This is a genomic window from Flavobacterium sp. 90 (assembly GCF_004339525.1).
GTDB lineage: Bacteria > Bacteroidota > Bacteroidia > Flavobacteriales > Flavobacteriaceae > Flavobacterium.
On record NZ_SMGE01000001.1, the window covers coordinates 65,550 to 91,826 of the forward strand.

At 32.0% G+C, this 26,277-nt stretch carries 20 protein-coding genes; 10 read left to right on the plus strand and 10 right to left on the minus strand.

Features of this window, described 5'->3' with window-relative positions; all coding sequences use genetic code 11:
• Positions 1–182: 182 nt before the first annotated feature.
• Both C8C83_RS00285 and C8C83_RS00290 read right to left on the minus strand, forming a co-directional pair.
• Entirely contained in the window at positions 183–587 is a 405-nt protein-coding gene (locus C8C83_RS00285; RefSeq protein ID WP_121325910.1) for a hypothetical protein, read from the minus strand.
• Positions 588–595: 8 nt separating this feature from the next.
• Complete coding sequence (locus C8C83_RS00290) at positions 596–1,774, minus strand: glycoside hydrolase family 88 protein (RefSeq protein ID WP_121325911.1); 1,179 nt, start codon at positions 1,772–1,774, stop codon at positions 596–598.
• Positions 1,775–1,956: 182 nt separating this feature from the next.
• Between C8C83_RS00290 and C8C83_RS00295 the strand changes: the two genes are divergently transcribed.
• Positions 1,957–2,271, plus strand: coding sequence for a DUF2809 domain-containing protein (locus C8C83_RS00295; RefSeq protein ID WP_233565967.1), 315 nt, complete (start codon positions 1,957–1,959; stop codon positions 2,269–2,271).
• Between the two features lie 210 nt (positions 2,272–2,481).
• On the opposite strand, the gene C8C83_RS00300 is transcribed toward C8C83_RS00295, so the two are convergent.
• The gene (locus tag C8C83_RS00300; RefSeq protein WP_121325913.1) at positions 2,482–4,260 is read right to left on the minus strand and encodes an ABC transporter ATP-binding protein; all 1,779 of its coding nucleotides are present in this window, start codon (positions 4,258–4,260) and stop codon (positions 2,482–2,484) included.
• Positions 4,261–4,344: 84 nt separating this feature from the next.
• On the opposite strand from C8C83_RS00300, the gene C8C83_RS00305 reads away from it, so the two are divergent.
• From C8C83_RS00305 to C8C83_RS00330, 5 genes are all read left to right on the plus strand, one after another.
• On the plus strand, positions 4,345–4,923 hold the full coding sequence (locus C8C83_RS00305; RefSeq protein WP_121325914.1) for a non-canonical purine NTP diphosphatase: 579 nt from the start codon (positions 4,345–4,347) through the stop codon (positions 4,921–4,923).
• A gap of 204 nt (positions 4,924–5,127) precedes the next feature.
• The gene (locus C8C83_RS00310) at positions 5,128–7,044 is read left to right on the plus strand and encodes a DEAD/DEAH box helicase (RefSeq protein WP_121325915.1); all 1,917 of its coding nucleotides are present in this window, start codon (positions 5,128–5,130) and stop codon (positions 7,042–7,044) included.
• 249 nt (positions 7,045–7,293) lie between these two features.
• Entirely contained in the window at positions 7,294–8,067 is a 774-nt protein-coding gene (locus C8C83_RS00315) for a carboxypeptidase-like regulatory domain-containing protein (protein WP_121325916.1), read from the plus strand.
• A gap of 207 nt (positions 8,068–8,274) precedes the next feature.
• Positions 8,275–9,585 carry a DUF389 domain-containing protein gene (locus C8C83_RS00320; RefSeq protein WP_121325917.1) on the plus strand — a complete coding sequence of 437 codons (1,311 nt, stop codon included), beginning with the start codon at positions 8,275–8,277 and terminating at the stop codon, positions 9,583–9,585.
• Between the two features lie 953 nt (positions 9,586–10,538).
• Positions 10,539–12,161, plus strand: a complete 1,623-nt coding sequence (locus C8C83_RS00330) for an arylsulfatase (protein ID WP_121325918.1) — start codon at positions 10,539–10,541, stop codon at positions 12,159–12,161.
• An 84-nt stretch (positions 12,162–12,245) separates the two neighbouring features.
• On the opposite strand, the gene C8C83_RS00335 is transcribed toward C8C83_RS00330, so the two are convergent.
• The gene (locus tag C8C83_RS00335; protein WP_121325919.1) at positions 12,246–13,706 is read right to left on the minus strand and encodes an aminoacyl-histidine dipeptidase; all 1,461 of its coding nucleotides are present in this window, start codon (positions 13,704–13,706) and stop codon (positions 12,246–12,248) included.
• A 371-nt stretch (positions 13,707–14,077) separates the two neighbouring features.
• On the opposite strand from C8C83_RS00335, the gene C8C83_RS00340 reads away from it, so the two are divergent.
• On the plus strand, positions 14,078–15,139 hold the full coding sequence (locus tag C8C83_RS00340) for a DUF3810 domain-containing protein (protein ID WP_121325920.1): 1,062 nt from the start codon (positions 14,078–14,080) through the stop codon (positions 15,137–15,139).
• On the opposite strand, the gene C8C83_RS00345 is transcribed toward C8C83_RS00340, so the two are convergent.
• Entirely contained in the window at positions 15,136–16,311 is a 1,176-nt protein-coding gene (locus C8C83_RS00345) for a hypothetical protein (RefSeq protein ID WP_121325921.1), read from the minus strand. The two genes, C8C83_RS00340 and C8C83_RS00345, sit on opposite strands and share 4 nt — an antisense overlap.
• Before the next feature lie 478 nt (positions 16,312–16,789).
• On the opposite strand from C8C83_RS00345, the gene C8C83_RS00350 reads away from it, so the two are divergent.
• Positions 16,790–17,284: an RNA polymerase sigma factor gene (locus tag C8C83_RS00350; RefSeq protein WP_068843197.1), complete on the plus strand. Its 495-nt coding sequence runs from the start codon at positions 16,790–16,792 to the stop codon at positions 17,282–17,284.
• Between the two features lie 8 nt (positions 17,285–17,292).
• Positions 17,293–17,925, plus strand: coding sequence for a hypothetical protein (locus C8C83_RS00355; protein ID WP_132011615.1), 633 nt, complete (start codon positions 17,293–17,295; stop codon positions 17,923–17,925).
• Between the two features lie 102 nt (positions 17,926–18,027).
• Here C8C83_RS00355 and C8C83_RS00360 read toward each other — a convergent pair whose 3' ends face one another.
• Together C8C83_RS00360 and C8C83_RS00365 are read right to left on the minus strand one after the other, a co-directional pair.
• The gene (locus C8C83_RS00360) at positions 18,028–18,855 is read right to left on the minus strand and encodes a lysophospholipid acyltransferase family protein (RefSeq protein ID WP_099711512.1); all 828 of its coding nucleotides are present in this window, start codon (positions 18,853–18,855) and stop codon (positions 18,028–18,030) included.
• A 124-nt stretch (positions 18,856–18,979) separates the two neighbouring features.
• Positions 18,980–19,630 carry a CoA pyrophosphatase gene (locus C8C83_RS00365; protein WP_121325922.1) on the minus strand — a complete coding sequence of 217 codons (651 nt, stop codon included), beginning with the start codon at positions 19,628–19,630 and terminating at the stop codon, positions 18,980–18,982.
• 343 nt (positions 19,631–19,973) lie between these two features.
• Here C8C83_RS00365 and C8C83_RS00370 point away from each other — a divergent pair, with 343 nt between their 5' ends.
• The gene (locus C8C83_RS00370; RefSeq protein ID WP_121325923.1) at positions 19,974–20,411 is read left to right on the plus strand and encodes a DUF4268 domain-containing protein; all 438 of its coding nucleotides are present in this window, start codon (positions 19,974–19,976) and stop codon (positions 20,409–20,411) included.
• Between the two features lie 114 nt (positions 20,412–20,525).
• Here the strand turns inward: C8C83_RS00370 and C8C83_RS00375 are convergent, their stop codons facing one another.
• The 3 genes from C8C83_RS00375 to C8C83_RS00385 all read right to left on the minus strand — a co-directional run bounded on the left by C8C83_RS00375 (position 20,526) and on the right by C8C83_RS00385 (position 26,252).
• A complete protein-coding gene (locus C8C83_RS00375) occupies positions 20,526–22,967 on the minus strand; it encodes a T9SS type A sorting domain-containing protein (protein WP_121325924.1) in 2,442 nt (813 codons plus the stop codon).
• A gap of 326 nt (positions 22,968–23,293) precedes the next feature.
• Positions 23,294–23,992, minus strand: a complete 699-nt coding sequence (locus C8C83_RS00380) for a DUF4386 domain-containing protein (protein WP_121325925.1) — start codon at positions 23,990–23,992, stop codon at positions 23,294–23,296.
• A 91-nt stretch (positions 23,993–24,083) separates the two neighbouring features.
• Positions 24,084–26,252, minus strand: a complete 2,169-nt coding sequence (locus tag C8C83_RS00385; protein WP_132011616.1) for a T9SS type B sorting domain-containing protein — start codon at positions 26,250–26,252, stop codon at positions 24,084–24,086.
• Positions 26,253–26,277: the final 25 nt, after the last annotated feature.

Sequence of the window (26,277 nt, forward strand, 5' to 3'; positions counted from 1 at the left end):
AGGTTATTTTTTAACTCAAACATAACAAACTTATAACACAAAAACAACATTCGTTATAAAAAATAAAAAATGTAATTATTTGACTACAACTTAATTAGAACCAAAATGTAAAATATATATAAAACTAAAAAAGTCCCTTTAAAAAAATTAAAGAGACTTTCTGATAAGCATAATCTGTCTTGTTATTTCAATAATTCAGCCAATTCTTCCTTATTAATTATCTTTTTTGAAAGAACAGTATTGTCATCTGCTAAAAAATACACATCAAATTGCACTCCTTCTTCAATTAATTCTTTAGGAATCTGATTCTTTTTTATCATATCACTTAACAATTTAGGAAATACTATAGCTGAAGCTACTTTATTCGGTTCTTCTTGCTTTAAATCAGTTTCGAATCGCAATTCAATTTTATTGTCGTTTATATATCCTCTCGCAGTTGTAAGCGTCACATGATCAGCCTTAAAACTTTTGGCCGCAACATTATAAGAAACAACATATTCCTGAAGTTTTTGTTTTGTGTTTTTGCAGCTAATCAGCATCAAAACAAGAATGATGGCAAACGAAATTTGGCTTATTTTCTTAATCATAATATTATTTATTTTAGTTTCTGAAGTCTTAAAAGTGCTTCAAGATAATAATAATCCGCATAATTTATAGAACAATCAATTTCGCTTCCGGCAGGTTTATGTCCTGTTGAATGAAGCAAAAAAGCAGAATTTGCATCATGACTTTGATAATGATCTGAAAGTGAAACAATCATTTTTTTAGACTTGGTCAAATATTCGTTTTTCAACGTTTTATCGTTGGTATAAGAACTCAATTCAATAAGTGCCGAAGATACAATTGCAGCCGCGGAAGCATCTCTTGGCTCATTTGGAATTCCCGGCGCATTAAAATCCCAATACGGAATTAAATCATCTGTTTTTAATCTATCCAAATATACACGTGCTAATTTGTGAGCAAAATCTAAAAATTTCGGATCTTTTGTCTCTCTGTAAACCATCGTAAAACCGTAAATTGCCCAAGCCTGACCTCTCGCCCACATACTATCATCGCTATATCCCTGAGCAGTTATTCCTTTTATTTTCTTACCTGTCTCATAATCGTAAATTATTACATGATAAGAAGAATTATCAGGTCTGAAATGATTATTCATAGTAGTTTCAGCATGTTTTACGGCAATATCATACAACTTTTTATTTCCTCCGTTTTTAGAAGCCCAAAAAAGCAATTCTAAATTCATCATATTATCTATAATCGTATTATGTCCGCCATATTTATTATGTGGCCATGATAAAATTGTTCCAACTTTTGGGTTAAAAAGTGTTGCCAAAGTATCGGCTGTTTTTAAGATAACATCTTTGTAAGCAAGATTTTTAGTCAAACGATATCCGTTTCCGAAACTATTAAAAATCTGAAAACCCAAATCATGATCATTTGCTTTGCTTACTGACAATGGTTTTAAAAACTGACTGAATTTATCGGCTTCTTTTTCCCATTTTTTATCTCCTGTTGCTTCATACAAATACCATAATTCTCCAGGCCAGAAACCACTTGTCCAATCTTTATAATCAACAAATTTCCATTCTTTGCTTCCTGTTGGAATACTTCTTGGCGAAGTTCCATCATTCGGAATCACTTTTAAAGTCTCAGAAGCCTGAGTTGCACAATATTCAAACTGTTTTTTAATATTAAATGGGTTCTCTTTTTGAGAATAACCTTTATTTCCTAAAAGAAACAAAGTCAAAATCAGCGTCGTAAATCTTGTATTCATGTGGTTATTTTTTGATAGTAGTTTATAGAATCGATAAATTTATAAAATAAGTCCAACCAATCCGAATCTTTGTATTTTTGTTTACCCTAAAAAGTACTAACAATACCAACAAAAGTTAAAACTTGAAAAAATCCAGAGTCTATTATTCTATTTTATTTCTAATGACGATCTTCCTTGGAATAATGTCAAGGAAAATCCCTCAAGTACCTTTAATTACTGGCGATTTTCTATATGCTGTTATGATTTACTTCTTAATGAGAATTGCGTTTCCAGACAAAAAATCCTTATACATTATAATTACTGCTTTATTAATATGTTATTGTATCGAATTTGTGCAACTTTATCAAGGAAACTGGATGATAGAACTTAGAAAAACATTATTTGGAAGATATGTCCTCGGACAAGGTTTTCTGTGGAGTGATATTCTGGCTTATACTTTTGGGATTGGTGCTGTTTCTTCTGTTGAAAGGATTGTTTTGAAATATAAAGCATTATAGATCGTCAACTTTGTCAAAGTTCCTTAAGCTCTCGTAAACCTAACAGGTTTTTGAAACCTGTTAGGTTTGGCCTTACAGAAACAATAAGCAAAACGAAAATATTTGATGAAAATGATTGCCCTAGCCCCGATAGAAGTGAAAATCCTTTTGTGGCGGGGTTCGCCACAAAAGATTGTAACGAATAGCGGGATTAGCTCCTAAAAAAATTGATCAATCCAATGTCTGAGTGATTTTATCAATATTCAAACTATTCGCCATTGCAGTAAAGATGTCATAATACACAGATTTGTTGTCATAAAGTTCATCATGTGCGCCTTGTTCGATACATTTTCCTTTTTCCAGAACTATAATATGTGAAGCATCAATAATTTGAGAAATACTATGCGAAATAATAATCACGGTTCTGTCTTTTTTTATTGCGTCTAATGATTTCTTTATTTGCTCTGTTGCAATCGCATCCAGACTTGCTGTGGGTTCATCTAAAAAGATAATTGGCGGATTTTTTAGAAACAATCTTGCAATCGCGATTCGTTGTTGTTGTCCGCCGGAAAGCAAATGTGCATCAGAATCATAACCTTTTGGCAATTGCATTACTTGATCATGAATATAAGCTTGTTTTGCGGCGTCTATAACCTCATTTTCTGTAGCTTCGGGATTTCCGTAGAGAATATTTTCAGCAACTGTACCTTTAAATATGTGATTCTTCTGAAGAACTAATCCAATATTTTTTCGCAGAAAATCAGTGTCGTAGTCGTTTAAATCAACTCCGTCTAAATAAATTTTCCCCGAAGAGGGCAAATAAAACTTATCCAATAAATTAATAACGGTACTTTTTCCGGCGCCGCTTAAACCAACCAAAGCAGTTGTTTCATTTGGTTTTATGGTGAAATTAATATCCGAAAGCGCTATCGTTCCATTTGGATAAGCAAAATCCACATTTTTGACTTCAATTAATCCAACAATTTTTTCTGGAATATAAGTTCCGCTGGTTTCTTTTTCATTTTCAGATTCTAAAATATCAAAGAAACCTTCTGAATAAATCAAGGCATCATTTACTTCATCATAAATACGATGCAATTGCCTGATTGGTGACGAAACATTATTAAACAACATAATATGAAACATGATCGCGCCAATTGTCATTTTATTATTCAAAACAAAATAAGCGGTAAGAATAATGATTATTACAACGCCTATTTGCTCAATAAAGCCTTTTATACTTTCAAAAATGAAACTGGTTTTTCTAGTTGCGAGTTGATTTTCGGTCATCTCAAATTGAATTTTCTGATGACGTTCTGCTTCCATTGGTTCTCTCACAAAGGATTTAATCACCGTTATGGATTCAATTAAACTGATGATTCCGTTATTTTTTGTTTCCCGATAATTGCGCATTCTTCTTCTAAAACCACTTAGTTTTCTGGCTTGTAACTGACTGACATAAAAATAAATCGGGATAATAAACAAACTCACCAAGCCGACATAAAAATTAGCGTAAAACATCAAAATCAAAGCCACGAATGCATTGGCAAACAAAGGCATAATATCAATGAAGAAATTCTGAACCAATTTTGTCAAACTGCTGATTCCTAAATCAATTCGGGTTTGAAGTTTTCCACTTTCATTTTCGCCTGACGTATAAAATTCCATTCTATAACTTAAAATCTTCTCGACAATAGTTTGCGAAATGTCTCGGGTTATAAAGATTCGCAGTTTTTCTCCGTAGAATTTCTGTCCAAATTGCACGACTGAATAAACCAGTTCTTTAGATAACAAAACAAGACTTATTATACCTAATAAATGAAAGCCTTTTGATAATGGTTCGTGTGCTACCATTAAATTACTAATCGTGTCAACAGTATATTTTAATATCAATGCATTCACCTGTGCTGCAAACGAACCCAAAAAAGTTAGCAGAAGTGTTGCAATTACCATTTTTCGATATGGTCTGACGAAAGGCGTAATTTTTTTATATAGTGCGGATACCTCCATTTATTTTTATTTTTTTGGGCAACTATCAAATATAAGAATTCTAAATTTGTGTTTCAAAAAAGTCGTACCTTTAAATTCAATATTATGAAACTCGTTTTTGCATCAAACAATCAAAATAAAATCAAAGAAATTCAAAGCATTCTAAACGGATCTATACAATTATTAAGCCTTGAAGAAATTGGCTGTTTTGAAGAAATAGAAGAAACCGCTGACACTATTGAAGGAAATGCGATTTTGAAAGCCAATTACGTAACTGAAAAATACGGTTATGATTGTTTTGCAGATGATTCTGGTTTGGAAGTTACCGCTTTGAATGGAGAACCAGGTGTATATTCGGCAAGATATGCGGGTAAACAACGCAATGCCGATGATAATATGAATAAGGTTTTGGACGCCTTAAAAGACAAATTAGATCGCAGTGCACAGTTCAAGACCGTTATTACTTTAAATATAAAAGGAGAACAACATTTATTTACCGGAATCGTTAAAGGAAATATTACTTTGGAAAAAACAGGAAATCAAGGTTTTGGGTATGATCCAATTTTTCAACCTGAAAATTATACCGAAACTTTTGCCGAATTACCGTTGGAAATCAAAAATAAAATCGGTCATCGTGGAAAAGCAACTCAGCAACTAATTGATTTTCTGAACTCCACAAAATAATTGTTTAAAATACAACATTTTAGAGTCGGAATTTTATATTTCACGACGTTTTTTCGCGGAAATTTATTCCATATCTTATGAAATTCATTTTACAATAAACATAACTTTTTGATAATCAAATCATAACAAATACATAATTCTTAAAATAGCATTAGTTTATCTGAATAATTAACAGTAATTTTGCACCCTATTTTAAAAACACATATGAATAAATTTGAACAATTAGGATTGAATGAATCGTTACTGAAGGCGATTTTAGATCTAGGATTTGAAAATCCGTCAGAGGTACAGGAAAAGGCGATTCCCCTATTATTGGAAAAAGACACAGATATGGTTGCGTTGGCTCAGACAGGGACAGGGAAAACGGCAGCTTTCGGTTTTCCGCTAATTCAAAAAATTGATGCTGACAATAGAAACACACAAGCATTAGTTTTATCGCCAACACGAGAACTTTGTTTACAGATTACCAACGAACTTAAAAACTACTCAAAATACGAAAAAGGTATTAATGTGGTAGCAGTTTACGGCGGGGCTAGTATTACAGAGCAAGCCAGAGAGATTAAAAGAGGAGCACAGATTATTGTGGCTACTCCGGGGAGAATGCAAGACATGATCAACAGAGGTTTAGTAAACATTAAAAATATAGATTACTGTATTCTTGATGAGGCTGATGAGATGTTGAACATGGGATTCTATGAAGACATCGTATCTATCTTATCAGATACTCCAGATCAAAAAAGTACATGGTTGTTCTCTGCAACTATGCCACAAGAGGTTGCCAGAATTGCAAAACAATTCATGAGCGAACCAGTTGAAATTACTGTTGGAGCTAAGAACTCAGGTTCTGCAACAGTTTCTCACGAATTTTACTTAGTAAATGCACGTGATCGTTACGAAGCTTTGAAACGTTTAGCCGATGCAAATCCAGATATCTTTTCTGTGGTTTTCTGTCGTACTAAAAGAGATACACAAGCTGTAGCTGAAAAATTAATTGAAGATGGATACAGCGCTGCTGCATTGCACGGAGATTTATCTCAGGCGCAACGTGATGGTGTAATGAAATCTTTCCGTGGAAGACAAATTCAGATGCTTGTTGCTACTGACGTTGCTGCACGTGGTATTGACGTTGATAATATTACTCACGTAGTAAATTACCAACTTCCTGACGAAATTGAAACTTACAATCACCGTTCAGGACGTACTGGTAGAGCTGGAAAACTAGGAACTTCTATTGTAATTGTTACAAAAAGTGAGTTGCGTAAAATTTCTTCTATCGAAAGAATCATCAAACAAAAATTCGAAGAAAAACCAATTCCTTCTGGAATCGAAATCTGCGAAATTCAATTGTTGCACTTAGCAAACAAAATTAAAGATACTGAAGTTGATCACGAAATTGACAACTATTTACCGGCAATCAACAATGTTCTTGAAGGTTTATCTAAAGAAGAGTTGATCAAGAAAATGGTTTCAGTAGAATTTAACCGTTTTATTGCTTACTACAAAAAGAACAGAGATATTTCTAATCAATCTTCTGAAAGACGCGAAAGAAATGATTCTGAGCCAAGAGAATTCAATAATAACGGAGCAGTTCGTTATTTTGTAAACATCGGTTCAAGAGACAATTTCGATTGGATGACTCTTAAAGATTACTTGAAAGAAACATTAGACTTAGGTCGTGATGACGTTTTCAAAGTTGATGTAAAAGAAGGTTTCTCTTTCTTTAATACTGATCCTGAGCATACTGACAAAGTAATGGAAGTATTAAACAACGTACAATTAGAAGGACGTCGTATTAATGTTGAAATTTCTAAAAATGATGGTGGCGGAAGACGTGACCATAATGGTCGTAGCGGCGGCGGACGTTCTTCTGGAGGTCCAAGACGTGAAGGCGGAGGAAGTTTCGGTCCAAGACGTGAAGGTTCTGGTGGTGGATTTAGAAGCGACAGAAACTCCGCTCCTAGAGAAGGTGGTTTCAGAAGCGACAGAAACTCATCTGCTCCAAAAAGAGAAGGTGGTTTTAGAAGTTCAGCTCCAAGAAGCGAAGGTAGTTCAGACAGAGCTCCAAGACGTTCTGAAAGCTTTGGTGATTCACCAAGACCAAGAAGACCAAGAAGAGATTAATTATTTAATATCTTAATATACAAAATCCCAAATTCCAGACATAATTGGAATTTGGGATTTTTTTTACATTATGAATCTTGCGATAAATGAGTTTTGTAATCCAAAACAATACAATTCAATCTTCTTTATCCCATTTTATTTAAATCACAAAAGCATCACTACTAGCTTTGTTAATTTTCTGATAATTATATTCGAAGACTGCAAAATATTTAATCCTGATTTACTACTTTTAGTGCTTTAAATCAGGATATGAAATATTTCGCAGTTTTCTTTTTCACACTATTATCAGCCGTTGGTTTCGCACAAGATACAGAATCTACAGTGCCACAGAGAGTTTCCGGCTACATCATTAACGATAATAGTAAACAACCTCTTGCCAACGTAAATATCATCAACACCAACAAAGTGCGGGGTGCAATGTCTGACGCTAAAGGATATTTTGAAATTGATGTACAGCCAAATGATACTATACACTTTTCTATACTTGGTTTTCAATCTTTGAGAATCAGAGTTACGAATGACTGGATAAAAAATAAAGTAACTCGAATTCAGCTTACTGAGAAAGCAATTGCACTTGAAGAAGTTGTAATCGCACCTTTTAATCTGACCGGATATCTTGAAGTCGATTCAAAATTGATTCCAACAAAAGAAAACTATCGTTATAGTATTTCTGGTCTTACACAAGGCTACGAAGCGGGTGAATATTCTCCAAATGCATTTGGAAAAGTATTAGGATCTATCTTTAATCCTGCCGATGTACTTTATGGTTTCTTTGGAAAAAATGGAAAAGAACTCAGGAAATTAAAGGAGATGAAGAAAGATGATACGATTCGAAATTTATTAGAATCAAAGTATGATCGCGAAACCATTTCTGTGCTTTTAGGTATTAGCAAAGATGAAATTCCTGAAATTTTACAGCGTTGTAATTATTCTGATTCTTTTATTCAATCAGCAAATGATTTACAAATTATGGACGCTATTAGCGGTTGCTATGAACAATATAAAGTACTAAAAAGGAATTAAAACTTTACTTTTAAATCAAAATATACAAATCCTCAATCTTCAAGGTTGAGGATTTTTTTATACCTTTTTCAAATAATAAAACTACAACTCTATCACATACTTTAATACTTAGCGCAATAAATGTAGGCTTTGACGTTTTTTTTGACTAAATTAGATTCCCTTACTTCTATCGAAATTTAGATTCCGAATATAATTATACAGCATACAATGACTGATATCACACAAAAAATTCTAAACTTTATTGATCTTCACAAAGGCGAAGAAAATAAAAAATTGGTAATAGAAAACATTACAAGTGCCGTATCATTTAGAGGCTCTAATATTTGGATTTTAGCTTGCGCAATTATTATTGCATCAGTAGGACTAAATGTAAATTCGACAGCGGTAATTATTGGTGCGATGTTAATTTCACCATTAATGGGACCAATTGTAGGGGCAGGTTTTGGTTTAGGAATGTATGATTTTGAACTTGTAAAAAAATCAGTCAAAAATTTATTGATTGCAACCGTTGTTAGTTTAACCACGTCGGCAATCTATTTTTATATAAGCCCTTTTAAAGAAGCACAATCCGAGTTATTGGCAAGAACTTCTCCCAACATTTATGATATTTTAATTGCCTTTTTCGGAGGTTTAGTGGGTGTAATTGCTGTAACTCGTGTCGAAAAAGGGAATCCAATTCCAGGTGTTGCCATTGCAACCGCATTAATGCCTCCGCTTTGTACAGCCGGTTATGGATTGGCTTTAGGCAATTATCTTTATTTTTTTGGTGCATTATATCTTTATACAATCAACTGTGTTTTTATTTGTATTGCGACTTTTGTTATCGTAAAGTATCTGAATTATCCCATTACAAAACAACTCGATCTAAAACATCAAAAACGAGTAAAATACGGTATTACCATCATGATTTTACTTCTGATTATTCCGAGTATTTATTTTGCATACCAATTGTACATTCAAAAAAGCTATAATTCAAGAACGGAAGTTTTTATCCAAAAAGAATTCCTCGACAATGATTATCCTATTATTTATAAAAAAATAAGATACAATACAGATCCCAAAAGAATCGAATTGGCATTTTTAGCCAAAAAATTTAGCGACATAGAAATTATTGATCTTAATAAAAAATTAGGCAATTATGATTTACCAAACACAAAATTGATTATTAGACAAGACACAATCAACTTAAGAAAAGATATTATGAATCAAATCAATAGCAATCAAAGTGTTGTTGATCAAAAAGATATTCTCATTAATAATCTTCGAACTGAGTTATCGCAATATCAATTTAATACCAACCAAATTAGCGCCGAAGCTAAAATATTATTCCCAACCGTAACTTCTCTTGCAATTGGTAATTATACAATTGAAAACGATGCGAACAAAGCAAAAGTGATTCCTGTAATTCTGTATCAAAGTAAAAAAAATATGGATTTGCAAACTCAGCAAAAAATGAAGTTATGGCTTAAAGAAAGACTTGCGAAAGACTCGATTGAAGTATATCAGCAAAATAATTAATATAAACTCAAAAATAGAACTTATATTTACTTTAAAATAAGTTAATTATCTAAATCAAAATATCATGTCAAAAAGTCAAGACGCAAAAAAAACGGTAAAAAAAGAACCGTTAAAAACAGCTAAAGAAAAGAAAGAAGAAAAAAGAGAAAAGAAAAATTCGCCGAAGCGCGACTAATTTTTGTTTTCAGTCGTAGTCGCAATTTTCAGTTTCTTTTAACACTGAAAACTGCGACTCTGTTCTCCATGCAGTATTTTAGATACTTCTCACAACATACTGATTTAGTAGACGATTCTCAAAATCAAATCTTAGCAAATTCTACTAAAAACTACCTTATTCCTTACACTACCTGCAAAGCAATAAATAGTCAAGAACTCAAAATAAATGGTCCTCGGCAAAACTAGGCTTCTATCCTATTTTAGATTACAACGCAAATTTTCAAAATAAAGACAGTAAAAATCAGATGGATTCACAAGAAAGCCGATTTGATATCAGAAGCGCCAGAGTTATGGTTAGTAGAAAAATCAATTTTAAAAATCCCTGAAAATACTTGATAAGTGTTGAATCCAAACGATTCAATCAACCTGATGATGTAAATCATTTTAGTGTTGCGGATTTTAAAATTGTCCTCTATCCTTTCTAAATTTTAAAAACTGATAACTTGAAACAACACTACTTCAAAAAGCACTATCAAAAGTGAATATCATAAAATAAAAGTTGTTTCATTTTACAATTTGAAACCTCTTTGCCGTTTAAATCCAATGATCCGGCCTTTTAATTGTCTTATTTTTGACTTTAGAGAATTTTCTTATTCAAAAGCTTTTGTAATAGAAAACCCTTAAAATTAAATAGTCTAATTTTTAAAAGACAAACAATACCACCTCTACAAGTCTAAATATTAGAAAGATTAGATTAAACAACATTGATTTTTAACCCTTTATTATCCAAGTAAACTATGAAGACAAAAGAAGTACTAATCAAGAAGCCAAACATCAGGACAGTTTTTACTGCACTATGTTTTTTATTAATGACCGCAATTGGATATTCCCAAAAGAGTCCAAATATTATTATTTTACTCTCAGATGATACTGGTTGGGGAGATTTAGGTCCTTATGGCGGTGGAGAAGCCCGAGGTGCTGCAACACCAAATATCGATCGAATGGCAAACGAAGGTATGCAGTTCTGGTCCTTTTATGGACAACCAAGCTGTACACCGGGACGTGCAGCTTTAATTACAGGAAGAATTCCTAATCGAAGCGGAATGACAACAGTTGCATTTCCTGGAGACGGAGGCGGTTTGCCAAAAGCAGAATGGACGTTGGCTTCTTTGCTGAAACGCAAAAACTACAATACTTTTTTTGCCGGAAAATGGCACCTTGGCGAAGAAGATTATTCGATGCCAATTGCACAAGGTTTTGATGTAATGAAGAACGTAACCTTATATCACTTAAACGCTTACACATATACAGATCCAGATTGGAATGCAGATATGCCAGAGGATATTAGAGCAACATGGGTAAAAGGAACCAAAGGAGCTTTAGAGGGAGAAGCTGGAAAACCATATAGAGAGGTTAGAAAAATAGACGGAAAAGTAATTCCGTTTTTAGATCAATATACAGAGGAAGAATCTATAAAATGGCTTAAAGAAAACGGGAAAAAAGACAAACCATTTTTTATGGAAATTTCTTTTGCCAAAAATCATCAGCCAAATTTACCACACCCGGACTATGCTGGAAAATCTGCAGGAAAAAATAAATACGCCGATTGTATTGTTGAACTAGATGCCAGAATTGGTCGTATTATGGATGAAGTTCGTAATATGGGAATCGCCGAAAACACTTTAATTATCTACACGGTAGACAATGGTACATGGCAGGATGTTTATCCTGATTGTGGTTACACACCATTTAGAGGAACAAAAGGAACAGATCGCGAAGGAGGAAGCCGTATTCCGACATTGGCATGGTGGCCTGGAAAAATTAAAGCAAATAGTAAAAACAGCGACATATTAGGAACGCTTGATTTTATGGCAACATTTGCAGCATTATCAGGACAAGAATTGCCAACGGTTGACAGAGAAGGCAAACCAACTATATTTGACAGTTATGATATGTCTCCGGTTTTATTTGGCACCGGAAAATCAAAAAGAACAATGTGGTTCTATTTTACTGAAGATGAATTATTGCCGGGAGCAATAAGAGTTGGAAAATTCAAAGCAGTGTTTAATTTACGCGGTGATAACGGACAAGCAACAGGAGGTTTAGCGGTAGATTCTAATTTAGGCTGGAAAGGGGCTGCGAGTTATGTTGCAACTGTACCACAAATATTTGACTTATGGGCAGATCCGCAAGAGCGATACGATTTGTTCATGAACAACTTTACAGAGAAAACGTGGTTCTTGCCAACTATTCAGAATATTATTGGAGAATTTGCGAAAACCTACGAAAAATATCCACCTCATGTAGTACAAAGTAACCTATATCCTGGACCAATTACTATCGATAATTATCTAAAAATTAAAGAGGTACAAGAAAAACTAAAAGCAACATCAACTGCTAAAAGAAGTGGTGGAGGTTGATTTCAATGATAATTTCAATATCTCACAAAAAATAAACGCGACAGATTTTAAAACCTGTCGCGTTTAATATTTTAATTGCAGAAATTATTTAACCGGAATATTCGAAAGAATTTCTAATACAAATTTCCAATATTTTTGAGCCGAAGAAATACTTGCTCTTTCATCTGGCGAATGCGCACCATGAATTGTTGGTCCAAAAGAAATCATATCCATATCAGGATAATTAGTCCCTAAAATTCCACATTCTAAACCAGCGTGACAAGCAACAACTTTTGGTTTTTCATTATTTTGTTTCTCGTAGATTCCAACCAAAATATCCAGAATTTCAGAATTTACATTTGGTGTCCAACCGGGATAAGACCCTGAAAGCTCTACTTCGCAACCTACTAATTCAAAAGCAGAACGAAGAGAATTAGCCAAATCAAATTTCGAAGTTTCTACTGAAGAGCGTGTCAAACATCCAACAGATATTTCACCATCTTTTACAATAACTCTCGCAATATTGTTTGACGTTTCAACTAAATCAGCCATATCAGCGCTCATTCTGTAAACACCATTATGAGCAGCATAAATAGCACGAATAATACCTTCCTGAACGCCTAAATCCATCACTTTTGCAGGTAAATCGCATTTCACGATTTCAATAGATAAATTTGGTTCCGTCGTTTTGTATTCTGCCTTAATATCGTTGATGATTTCCAGCATATCAAAAATATACGCTTCATCAAACATTTCAGAAATAATGACTTTTGCAACACTTTCTCTTGGAATTGCATTTCGTAAACTTCCTCCATTAATTTCTGCTACTTGCAAACCAAAATTTTCAAAAGCATCGAATAACAAACGGTTCATAATTTTGTTAGCGTTTCCTAAACCTTTATTGATATCCATTCCTGAATGTCCGCCATTTAAACCTTTTACAGTAATTATATGACCAACAGATCCTTCCGGAACTTCTTCCTCGTGATATGTTCTTGTTGCCGTTACATCTATTCCACCAGCGCAACCTATATCAATTTCATCATCTTCTTCTGTATCTAAATTCAATAAAATCTGACCTTGAAGAATTCCTCCTTTTAAGTTTAACGCTCCCGTCATTCCAGTTTCTTCATCGATTGTAAACAATGCTTCAATTGCCGGATGGGGAATATCTTTGCTCTCTAAAATAGCCATAATTGTCGCTACTCCAAGTCCATTGTCTGCACCAAGAGTTGTACCGCGCGCGCGAACCCAGTCACCATCTACATACATATCAATTCCTTGTGTATCGAAATCAAAAACAGTATCTGCATTTTTTTGATGCACCATATCAAGGTGTCCCTGCATTACAATTGCTTTACGATTTTCCATTCCCGGAGTTGCAGGTTTACGGATAATTACATTTCGAATTTCGTCTTCAAAAGTTTCTAAACCTAAGCTATTTCCAAAGTCTTTCATGAACTCAATCACGCGTTCTTCTTTCTTTGACGGACGCGGAACTGCGTTTAAATCGGCAAACTTATTCCATAGCGCTTTAGGCTCCAGATTTCTTATTTCTTGACTCATTATATTTTGTTTGAAGTTTAACAATTAAGAGTCCCAAAGTTACAAAGTTTAAAGGGAATGTATTCGTTTTTTTTGCCACGAATTACACGAATAGACACAAATTAAAAGCACTTTAAAATTGAAAAGAGAATATAATTACATATTCATGCAACATAGTGGCATTTCGCTGGTAAAAGAAAGTAAAAAACCGATCAGGCGTTCCCATGGGAACGCTTGAACTCTATGAATCAGTTTTTTTCATCAATCAAATGTACCTAGCGATACATCGGAATACAAAACATTTAAAATATTTCTGCATAGTCATTGTTTTATTTTAGAAAAATAAACTAACCAAGTCTTTTAATTATTATTTTTAACCCAAAAGCAAAACCGTGCAAAAAAAACATATACTTCCCTTATTCTTATTAATTCAGATTATCATTCTAAAGATTCTTCCCTTTTTTCCGGAATTTATCGAAAGCTTTTACAGTAATGGTTTGTATTTAAAAATATCTCACTTTTCAAGAACCATATTGGGCAAAATTCCTTTTTCGGTTGGAGATTGTATTTATTCGATTCTAATTCTATTAGTAATTCGATGGTTTTGGAAAGTTAGAAAAACATGGAAAATGCAATGGAAAGACAATCTTCTAAAAGCTTTAAGTTGCCTTTCGGTATTTTACTTTTTCTTTCATTTGCTTTGGGCATTAAACTATTACAGAGAACCGCTTTTCGAAAAAATGAACATCAACAAAGAATATAATGATGCCGAATTATTAGCTTTTACTAAAAAACTAATCACCAAAACAAACGAGATCCAGTTTCAAATTACGAAAAATGACAGTGCAAGAATTGTTTTTCCATACTCACAAAATGAGGCTTTCAAAATAAATTTAAACGGCTATAAAAATCTTGCGCAAGAACATTCCTTTTTCAAATACGAAACCTTAAGTATCAAAAAATCTCTTTTTAGTTTACCTTTAACTTATATGGGTTTTGGAGGTTATCTGAATCCGTTTACAAATGAAGCACAGGTAAATGATTTGTTGCCAATGTATAATTTTCCGCTTACTAGCTGTCATGAAATGGCGCATCAAATGGGTTTTGCCAGTGAAAGTGAATGTAATTTTATTGGTGTTTTGGCGACAGTAAATAACAATGATTTGTATTATAAATATTCCGGATACAGCTTCACATTACATTATTGTTTAAGCATTTGGAAAGTCAAGAATGAAAAAATATTTCAGCAATTGAAGAAATCTGTTCATGGCGGAATTTTAAAAAACTATCAGGAAAGCTATGATTTCTGGAAAAAATATCAAACTCCAATCGAAACCGGATTTCAGATTTTCTACGATAACTTTCTTAAAACAAACAATCAAAAAGATGGTATGGATAGTTACAGCAAATTTGTAGATTTGATGGTGAATTATTATAAAGGAAAAGATTTTTAATGATAATACTTTATTTCGCGAGTATAGATTTCTATAACTCGTAATTCATTTTTGTTTTTACCTTGTAATTTTTCCCTACTTACCCAATTTCCCATTTTATCATAAATATATTTTTGAGAAATAAACTGAATAGTTGTTCCCTCTGCTGTTATATATTCATCTGAAATTATATTATTAAACTTATCATATTGAGTTGATTGTGTTTTGTATTTTTCTCGCCCCAGCATTCTATATTTTCCAATTAATTCTTCGTCTTTAGTTTTGTTTCCAAATTCATCATATTGATAAATATAATGATAACCCCAATATGGTAACTTATCCGTATAAACATACATTCCTTTACTTTCTATCTCTCTTCCTTTATCATCATATACATGATATTCATCAGTATTATGAGGTGAGAATTTTGCAAATTGATATTTTTTAGTAATTTGACTTTTAGAATCATATTCATATCCAAATAAAGGTTTAGGGTCACAATTTTCACTACCGTAACAATTTCCTTCCTGAATCAAATTCCCTTTTTCATCATAATCATAACTTGCAACTTTAATACTTTTGTTATCTCGAAAATTTGACACTATTACCAAAACTGGTTTATTCTGAGTATTATATTTATACTTTTCTATTTCATACAAAAAACTCGATTTATTCTCTTGAGTTTGCTCGTTGTAATTGCTAAATCCTCCATACAAATAGTATACATTTTCTATTTTTCTGTTATAATTATCATATTTAAAAAAGTTTTCTTTCACTAAAACATTATTATAATAATTCTTAAGATGAATTAGATTCCAATTATCATCATATTCATAAACATCTCCATCTATACCAAATTCCATTTTGTTTAGTTTTGATATTATTTTATTCTCTTTGAAAGTATAATGAACTTCTTCTACTCTTATTCTACGATTTGCCAAATCCATACCTAATCCATAATATACAATTGTTTCTGCATTTCCTTTGGCATTAAATAAATAAACTAGAGAATCCGCATTAGCTTTATTTATCAAATTTTCTTTCTTGATTTTAACACTCTTTACTTTTCCATTCAAAACAATATTTAAATTATCATTCTCCTCTAAATAAAAACTAGTCTTTTTTGATTGCCCATAAATAGCAACATAAACTGAGAAAAAAAATATAAAACTTTTCAATACAATTGCCTTCATAAATTCGCTTATTAATCTTTAAAAAAGATATTAATTCTAAATCACATTAAAAACTTCAAGTCAATCCTCATTTATCCATCAAAGCATTTTCTGATACTCTTACAGCTTTAGTTTTCATTGTGATATATAAAAAACACAATTGATCACCAGTTCTAACATCGATAGTGTGATTTCCATAAAAGTCTTTAGCCCCACATCTTAGAGTGTTTATTTCACATATTTCGAATCCAATAATTGTCTACCGGTTGTCTTTCACATGATCTTTTATAAAAAATTTGCAAAAAAGCCTAAAGTAGATATAAAAAACAAGAATAATAGTTTTTTCATAATGGTATTTTAATAAATAGAATATCATTTTTTTATAAAATATTGGAAACAGTTCAAAAAAAACATTAAGACTAATACTTATTTTTTATTAATTATATTTTTTTTATTTTTAACACTGTAACAAAATTGATTTCAGTACTACTAATACATTATGAGCGAAAATCTAGAACAGTCATTTGTTGCGCAATTGCAGGCAAATCAGAATATAATCCACAAGATTTGTAGATTATATACTGCTGGCGAAGATGCTCACAAAGACCTGTTTCAGGAAATCACTATACAATTATGGAAGGCGTATCCTAAATTTAGAGGCGACAGTAAATTTTCGACCTGGACGTATCGCGTTGCCTTAAATACAGCCATTACATTATATCGAAAAACCAAAAGAACCGTATCGACAGTTGAATATGAAAGCCATCAGCATTTTGTAAAAGATGTCGACTACAATTATGAAGAGGAAGAACAGATTAAATTGATGTATAAAGCAGTTTACCAACTGAATGACATCGAAAAAGCATTAGTTTTTATGTATTTAGAAGACAAAGATTATCAAGAAATAGCCGAAACATTAGGAATCAGCGAAGTGAATGCGCGCGTGAAAATGAACAGAATCAAAGGGAAACTTAAAAAAATACTAAATCCTTAAAAATTATTATGAAAGAGCTGGATTTACTAAAAAAAGACTGGAAAAAGAACTCGGATTCTTTTCAACAAATTTCTGAAACAGAGATTTACAAAATGATTCACAAAAAATCATCTTCGATCGTGAAGTGGATTTTAATTATCAGCATTTTGGAAATTTCATTTTGGACTTTCTCCAATTTATTTATCAATACCGATGATGTTTTGCAAAAAATAAATCATCCGGAAATCGTAACTGCACTTGAGTTTTTAACTTATTTCAATTACGTAGTGGTATTGATATTTGTTTTCATTTTCTACAAAAACTACAAAACAATTACAACAACTGTCGCGACAAAATCTTTAATGAGTGCGATTTTAAGAACCAGAAAAACGGTTCAGTATTATGTATGGTATAATCTGGGAATGATTGTCGTTACTGCTATTTTAAGCTTCTTTATTGCATTTGTCTACAATCCTGACATGGCATTTTTAAGAGAAAAACTAGCCGTAAACGGAAAAGCAATGTTCGTAACTCTGGGAATCTTAATTCTGGTTATATTAGGTTTCTTCGGATTATTCTGGTGCTTTTACAGATTGCTTTACGGAACTTTATTACGCAGATTGTATGCGAATTATAAGGAATTGAAGAAGATAGATTTTTAATTTGAAGGTACTAAGGTTCTGAGTAACTAAGGTTCTAAGTCTTTTTCACCCTGAAACTTGAAACAACTTAAAACTTGAAACCTGAAACAAAAAATCCAGAATCTAATATTCTTCTGGTCCTTTGTAACTCCATCTTCTCATTTCGTTAAGTTCTTCCTCGACTTTGATTGCTTCGGCTGGAATTACTTTTAAAAAGGATGGATGTTGCTCAATTGCGTATTCTACTTTTTCTACAATTTCTTCTATCGTATCGTTTTCATAATCAATATCAAGAGGTTCTTTGATGATGAATGATTGTAGGATTCCTTTTTTCTTCATTCGTAATCCTTTTTTGTCAAACGAACGACGGAAACCGTCAATAACAATAGGAATTACAATTGGTTTATGTTGTTTAATGATATGTGCAGTTCCTTTTCGAACAGGTTTAAAAGATTTTGTTGTTCCTTGGGGGAACGTAATTACCCAACCATCTTCAAGTGCAATTCTGATATTTTCGGTGTCATTTGGATTAACTTCACGTTTTTCAGTAACATCAACACCTTTTGCGCGCCAGGTTCTTTCTACAGTAATTGCTCCAACATAAGCTAAAATTCTTGGCAATAAACCAGCTTGCATGGTTTCTTTAGCAGCAACATAATAAATATTCATTTTAGGTTGCCACAAGTAACCAATGTTCTTAATATTATCTTCACGTCCGCTTAAACTTGCGTTAAACACGTGAAACATAGCTACAACATCCGCAAAATAAGTCTGGTGATTTGAAATAAACAAAACATTTGTATCCGGAAGTGATTTAATGATTTCAGACCCTTCGATTTGCAATTCATTGAAACCCCTATATCTTCTATGCGTCATGGCACCCAAAACACGGATTAACCATTTTTTGATGAATAATATATGTCCAAAAGGATTTCGTTTAAACAATCCCATAGCTCTTTAATGTGTTTTTTGTTAGGACGCAAACATACAAAAATTATTCTTTTAGCAATAGTACAAAACAATTTCGAAAATAAATTACTATTATAATGAATATCAAATTGTTAATTTTGTGTTTTTACGACTTTCCCTCAAAAGTCGTTTTCAGTACATCTCTTAACTCACTTAAAATCATTGCGGTCGCTCCCCAAACAATGTGATTTTGAATATTAAATGCAGGAACTAAAATATTGTTTCCGTAAGAAGTTGACAATGTGGCTTCGATGATAATTTCATCATCCAAAAAAACAGATAAAGGCAATTCTATAATATCCGCAACTTCTCTAACATCCGGATAAAAAGAGAGTTCTTCTTTTGAAATTCCCAAAAATGGATGTACCAAAAAATTACTTGGCGGAATGTACATTGGAGAAAAATGCTTGATTACTTCAATTTTATTTGGCATCACCCCAACTTCTTCGTGTGTTTCTCTTAAAGCTGTTTCTTCAAAATTTGCATCTGTCGTTTCATATTTTCCTCCCGGAAAAGCAATTTGCGAAGAATGAACTCCATTATAAGCATTTCTTACGATTAAAACCAGATGTGTTTTTCCGTTTTTTGGATAAAAAAGCATCATAACGGCAGCAATTCTTGCATTTTCAGCTTTAAAATCATGGTTCTTCAAAGACTCTATTCTTTCTTTGGGAGCCATTTTTAGATGTGCCGAAATTGCCGGTAATTCAACTGGAATTAAATCAGGAACATGTTGCAGAAAATCTTGAAAATCCATTAAAAAGGACGTTTGTTATTTGAAATAAAATATAAATATACTCTAGAAATCCTCAGTTTACAAGTTTTAACACAACCAAAAACTATAAATTCAAAGTCAAGACAATCAAAATCAATTTTTTACAGAAGAAATAAATTTCATTTCGAGTTCAAGAATAGCATCCGAAATAGCACAATAAAAACATTTTAGGTCTGGAAATTTGTTCTAAATATTTAGTGTAAATTTGCCCAACGGAACGTTAGATTCATCTGTTTCTGATTATCAAAAACCTAGCAGCGTATTCGACACGTAAATAATCCTAAATTCAAATATTAAATAGTTACGACTATACAAACTTTAAAAAATGTACAGTAAAGAAGAATCACAAAGAATAAAAAGAGAATTTTGGGTGGCTTTCGCCGAAAAATATCCACGTAAATGGGTACTTTATGACACTAAAATTAAAGATTTCTCTTTTAAATTTTATGTTGACAATAAAAAAGCACAGGTTTTAATTGATATTGAACCCAGAAATGATGAAAAAAGAACTGCTTATTTTGAAAAAATAGAGGCTTTAAAAAACATCTTAGAGGAAGAATTCATTAAAGATTTGGTCTTTGAAAAAAACTATACTTTAGAAAGCGGCAAAACCATAAGCCGAATCTGGATCGAAAAACAAGGTGTAGGTTTTAGTAATCGTAATAATTGGGACGCAATTTTTGATTTCTTTTTTGAAAAAATGAATGCGCTTGAAATGTTCTATTTAGAATATGACGAGTTTATTAAAGATATTGATTCTTAAGAAAAAGGTTTTGAGGAACTGAGATTCTGTCCCGAAGCTTCGGGACTAAGTTTTTTTTATATAATAAACCCGATAGCTTTTTAAAAAGCTATCGGGTTTTATTATTTATACTTTTTATTTTTTAACTACTTTCTTTGTAATTACTCCTGAATCCGAAAAAAGCTTTATGAAGTAAACTCCTGGAGTAAACTTCGACATATCAACTTCGAGATTATCTGTACTTTGAACTTTAGCAGAATATAATTCCTGTCCATTTACAGAATAGACTGAAATCTTATTTGGTACAATCGAATTAGTAAACGATAAACTCATTCTCTCATGCACAGGAACTGGGAAAACCTGCACTTTTGAAGCTAATTTCTCTGGTGTTGGACCAACAGATAACGAACCTGATGATTTTCCTAAATTAACTTTTACAACTACCGAAGAAGCTCCTGTTGCATTTTTAATCGTTCCCATTGCAAACATATACTTATCTGCACTATCTTCTAAAGCTGTTTTACGGCCAGTTGGTGAAGTTTGTTCCTTATTTTCTAAAGCCACAAGATCTGTTATATTATCGATCACAGATGGCATTTCAAAATTCTTAACAAATGTACCATCAAGATTAATTGCAGTTACATCTGCATTTCCTTCTGTAATATATATAACGTCACCTACTTGTTCTATTTTTCTGTAATCATGATAAGTACTAATTCCAATTTTTTGGGCTTTTTGGTTTTCAATAAATTGCAAATCTACATTACCGTCTTTCGAAATCTTAACAATTTGGTTTGGCACAGAAACTCCATTAAAATTTAAAAAATCTCCAGCAGCAATAATTTCTCCTGACTCAAGCACTTTAATTTTATTAACTGTAGTATCAGGTCCTGAACCATTTATTTTGAAAGTTTCATCAACAGTATTATCAAGATTAAATCTTAAAAACTTATAATCATAATGATCATAATCATTATAAACAGCTGTAAAAATAATTTTATCATCCTGAACTTCAAAATTAACACCGGTAAACCAACGATAAGTTTCAGATTTTAAACTATATGGGATATGTCCACCTGTATTTAATTCTTTATACAATCCGTTTTCATCAGAAAATAAAACCTCTCCATTAGCCAAAACTCTAAATTTCTTAACTGAAGTTAAATATATATCACTGAAATCAAAATCTTTCAAAACTTCTCCTTTATTATTCAGTTTTAAAAGTTTCTTTTTGGCACTGACAAAAATAGTCGTATTATCTATAACCTGAAATTGCGTTACATCTCCAATATATTTAGGAAAAACAAATGATTCATCAACCGAACCATTCGCATTTAATAAAGCAATTCCAAAAGTCTCAACATCATTAACTCGTACAAAATCACCTTTTATAACTAATTTTCCATCAAAATATTCGCCTTTATCAAAACTTCCGTATTGAATTGCTTTTAATGGAGAAGAATCTAACCGATTACCATTGAAATCACATACAGACAAACCGTATTTATTGCCAACATTCCCTGAATTATTATAAATAATCTTATCTCCTACTATACCAAGCGTAAAAAACATTTCTCCATTCTCATTTAATCTGCCAAGTGTAAAATTTTGATTTAATGTTCCATCAGGATTAAGTTTAGCGATATAACTATTAAACTCCGCTGGTTCAAACATTCCAAAATATATGAATGAATCTTTTACTACAATCGTTGAGGCATGAAAACTAAAGTAATAAGTATTAAAAGTTTCATCAATTGTTCCGTCCGGGTTTAATCGACACATATTATTGATTGGCTGAGTATCTATTATTCTTGAAAAATGTCTTCCAATTAATAATTTACCATCATCCTGAAGTGTCAAAGAAAATAATTGTCCTTTTGTTCCTTCGCCAACATCAAATGTTGTATCCAATATACCATCAGAGTTCAGTTTTATCAGACTATTTTTAGCAATTCCATCTACAGCCGTAAACGTTCCTCCTACATATATTCCATTGCTGGAAACTACAACATTATTTGTTGAACCATTAAACGCTAAATCATTTTTGAAGGTTTCGTCTAAAGAAAAATCGCTATTAAATCTGTTTAAATAACAACTGGTAAAATCATAATATCCAATTGCTCCACCAGTAACCAATATTTTATCATCGGCCTGAACAGCAATAGCTGTAGCATTAAATATAGTATTAACTTCTTTTAAAGTCTCACCATTTGCATTAAGTTGATACAACTTAAAATAATCAGCAAGTCCCAAATTATCTTTGGTAGTCAGAACTATAATATTTCCATTACTTTGAAATTTAACGTCTTTAATTTCCGACTTAGGATCTCCATTAAATACAAAACTTTCATCAAGTGAATAATCAGCATTTAATCGAATAAGATTGCCAACTTTTTTCTCTTTATAAAACTGAATGTTTCCTCCAAGTAAAATCTTACCATCTGAAAGTTCTTTTATAACAGTTATTTTTGCAGCCTTATAAGGTGTTGGCTGAACAAAAGTTTCATCAATGACTTGTGCATTTGATGATAAAATTCCGAAAACGATAAATAATAATAGTGAGTAAAGTTTCTTCATTCGCAGTGATTACAGGGTAAATTATTTTTCTTGATTAACTGATATTTCTAATTAATTCATAATTCCAACGTCGTTTTTTAACTAAAAAACTTTAAAATATAAATTAATTTAACAGTTCAAATATAGTTTATTTTAGTTCAGTACTTTAAAATAAAACTGTATTCCAAAAAATATTTTTATACCGAATATTAACAAGCTATTTCGGTACGGATTTATAAAAAAACAGAACCCATTTTATCCAAAATTAGCGGACAAAACGGGTTCGACACATATTTTAGATTCTTGCATCTTTCTTCTTCCTTCTCTACTTAAGTCTTTCCTTCACTTTAAGCGGCAACTTTTCGAACTCCTTTAATCAATAACCAAAAAACCATAGCAAACTCGGCTACAGAAGATGTTAAACCAACAATAATTCCCGTTACTGAATAATGATAATCAGGAGATAATACAAATGCAAATGCATCAAGTACATAAGCAGATCCGCCTATAATTAATAATATTCCCAGAATTTTAGGCATAAATCCAGATCTGTAAACTAATTGTCCGAAAGGAATTAACCAAAGTCCCCAAAAGATGCCAATAACAACATTTCCGTAATTATACATTTTTAGAAATGCCATCACTAATACTTGCAATTGAGCTGGCGGAAAACTCTTCATGAAATTTTCTTTCAATAACAATAAAGCAAACAACTGATTAAAAATAATTACAAACGCAATTGGAACTCCAACAATTACTAACGCAAACATAGTTCTGGTCAAATGTTTACTTACTTGCTGAAACAATTTATAAAGCTGCAAAACTAAAAACACAAATAAAGTCTGGCAAACCAAATTACTCATAATACCAGCACGAAAGAGAAATTCGTGACGTAAAATAGTTCGCATTGTGAGAGGTAAATTACCGGAATCAATTAATTGCATTGGTACATACATAATCCCAAAAACACCCGTTATGGCAATAAGTAAATAAATAAAACCTGCAATTCTCGCTGTTCTTTTTAAGTTAATTTGCTCCTGACTCATATCTTAAGTTATTGGTTTACTGAAGATCTAATATACTATTTTTTTATTTATTGAAAATTCTATACTAGTGAGAACTGTTTACAAACAAATTTTATCTTTTTAATGCAAAATGCCCTCTTTTATCAATTCCATTTTCGAAAACTATGTGAAACCAATAATCTGAGGCTGGCAAAGGTCTTCCTTGAAAATTTCCATCCCATCCGGAATTCTGACCCAACGTTTTTAACAACATTCCATATCTATCGTAAATATACAAAGTGTATATTTTATTTTCTAATCCGCTAATCTCCCAAAGATCATTTATCCCGTCACCATTTGGAGTAAAAAACTTAGGAATATCATAACTATCAATAATCTCACAATCTAAACCTACATTAGAAACATTTAAAACTATTTTTGCTCTGGCTGTACAAGAGGTGCTTTTTGAAGTAACATTAACAGTTATCTCTTCATGATTTTTAACAGCGTTTTTATACGATTCGTTTATAAAAACACTTATATCATTGTTATTATAATCAAAGTACGAAAAATCATACAGAGAAGTATCATCTACTAAAAGAGAATTAATTTTTGACAGATCAAATACTGCATATCCTGTTCCATTGTAATCACATTCTTTAAACTCTGGAATTGCATTTAAACTGAAAGAAGAAATAGTATTTAACTCAATTTTAGTTTCACTATAACAGCTTGGATTATTTTTATTTCCAACTCTTATACTAATTTTTTCGTTATAAGGATATTTATTAGAATAATTAAGAGGCAAAGGTGATGAAAGATTATTACCTAATTGATCTTTATAAGAAAAGACAAAATCTTCAGGATTTTCGACCAAATCTTTTTCAATAGATGACATATCAAAATGAGATGAAAAACCGTTTCCTAAATCAGCACAAGATGTTAAAACCGGAATAGTATTTAATATTGGTTTTTGTGTATTTACATAATCATAAGTATTAAAAATGTAAACTGTTCCAGCGTAACCTATATAATTTTGACCATCTGCATCTAAAGCATCCCAAAATGCCCCTACAAACAAATCATTTTCATATAAGGAAATTGAACCGGCAAACCAGTCACTATTGCGTTTTATATTTGACTGCACAGTTTGATATTCATTCCAAATATCATTAACTCCTTTCTTAAACATATATACGCGTCCAAAAACTTTTGATAAATTTCCCTTTGTATCATATTCATATTCACTAGCCCTTACAGCAATATGATTCTTATAAAGTTCCATCTGATTACCAAAACCGAAAATCTTAGCTGAGCCGTCAGAAGCTCTTATTTTTTGATTACCAATCCATTGCCCGCTTGGATTTTTTTTAAAAATATAAACCGAACCTAATGAAGTAAGTGAACCTCCTCCATCTCCACTTAAATCAGAATCATAATCATCTTCACTTGGAGCTGAAATTATAATACCATTTTCATTAATTTTTACAATTTCACCAAATCTATCCTGAAGCCCTCTAAAATCGTAAGCAGTTAGTTTTTTAGTCTCTAGCCATGTGTTAGAATCATTATTTTTTTCAAATACGTAAGCAGCTCCCGCCCAATTAGTCCCTTCTTCAACTGCTCCAACTACAATTGTATTTTTATAAATAGCTACAGAATTACCAAAAGTATCTCGTCGTTCTCTATCACTAGCAACAATTTTTTGCACCAATGTCCAAACTCCATCAGTACCTTTAAAAAAAATATAAGCTGCTCCTGCATTTTCCAAATAATTATTTAAATTACTATCTGTGCTATTATATGATGATCCTATGACCATAAAATTTTCTGATATAGCAATCTTAGAACCGTAATTATCGTATAAAGAATTTTCATCCCTAGCTATTTTCTGCGTAAATATATATTGACCATTAGTATCTCTTTCGTATATATAGACCGCATTTCCATAGGAAACAGAAGGGTCACAACCTACAACTGCAAGTGTTTTTCCTTCCATAAATAATACCGAGCCAAAACCACAATAATTTCTTGCATCAGGTCGTGAAAGCTCCTGATATATCGTCCAACCATCGCAATCTTGCTTTGCGATATAAACTTTACCAGAATTTTCGACACCACCAATATCTACCTGATCAGCACCGTAAGCAGCATAACCATCATAAGTTGCAACAGAAAACCCAAAATCATTATCTCTTGCTCTGACAGGCTCAACAATTTTAAAGTTTTGTTTCCATTCTTGAGAAGATACATTTAATACCGTTAGAAATAATAAAAATGCCGTGAAATATTTTATTTTCATAATTAATGCTCAGGATCAATTAGCC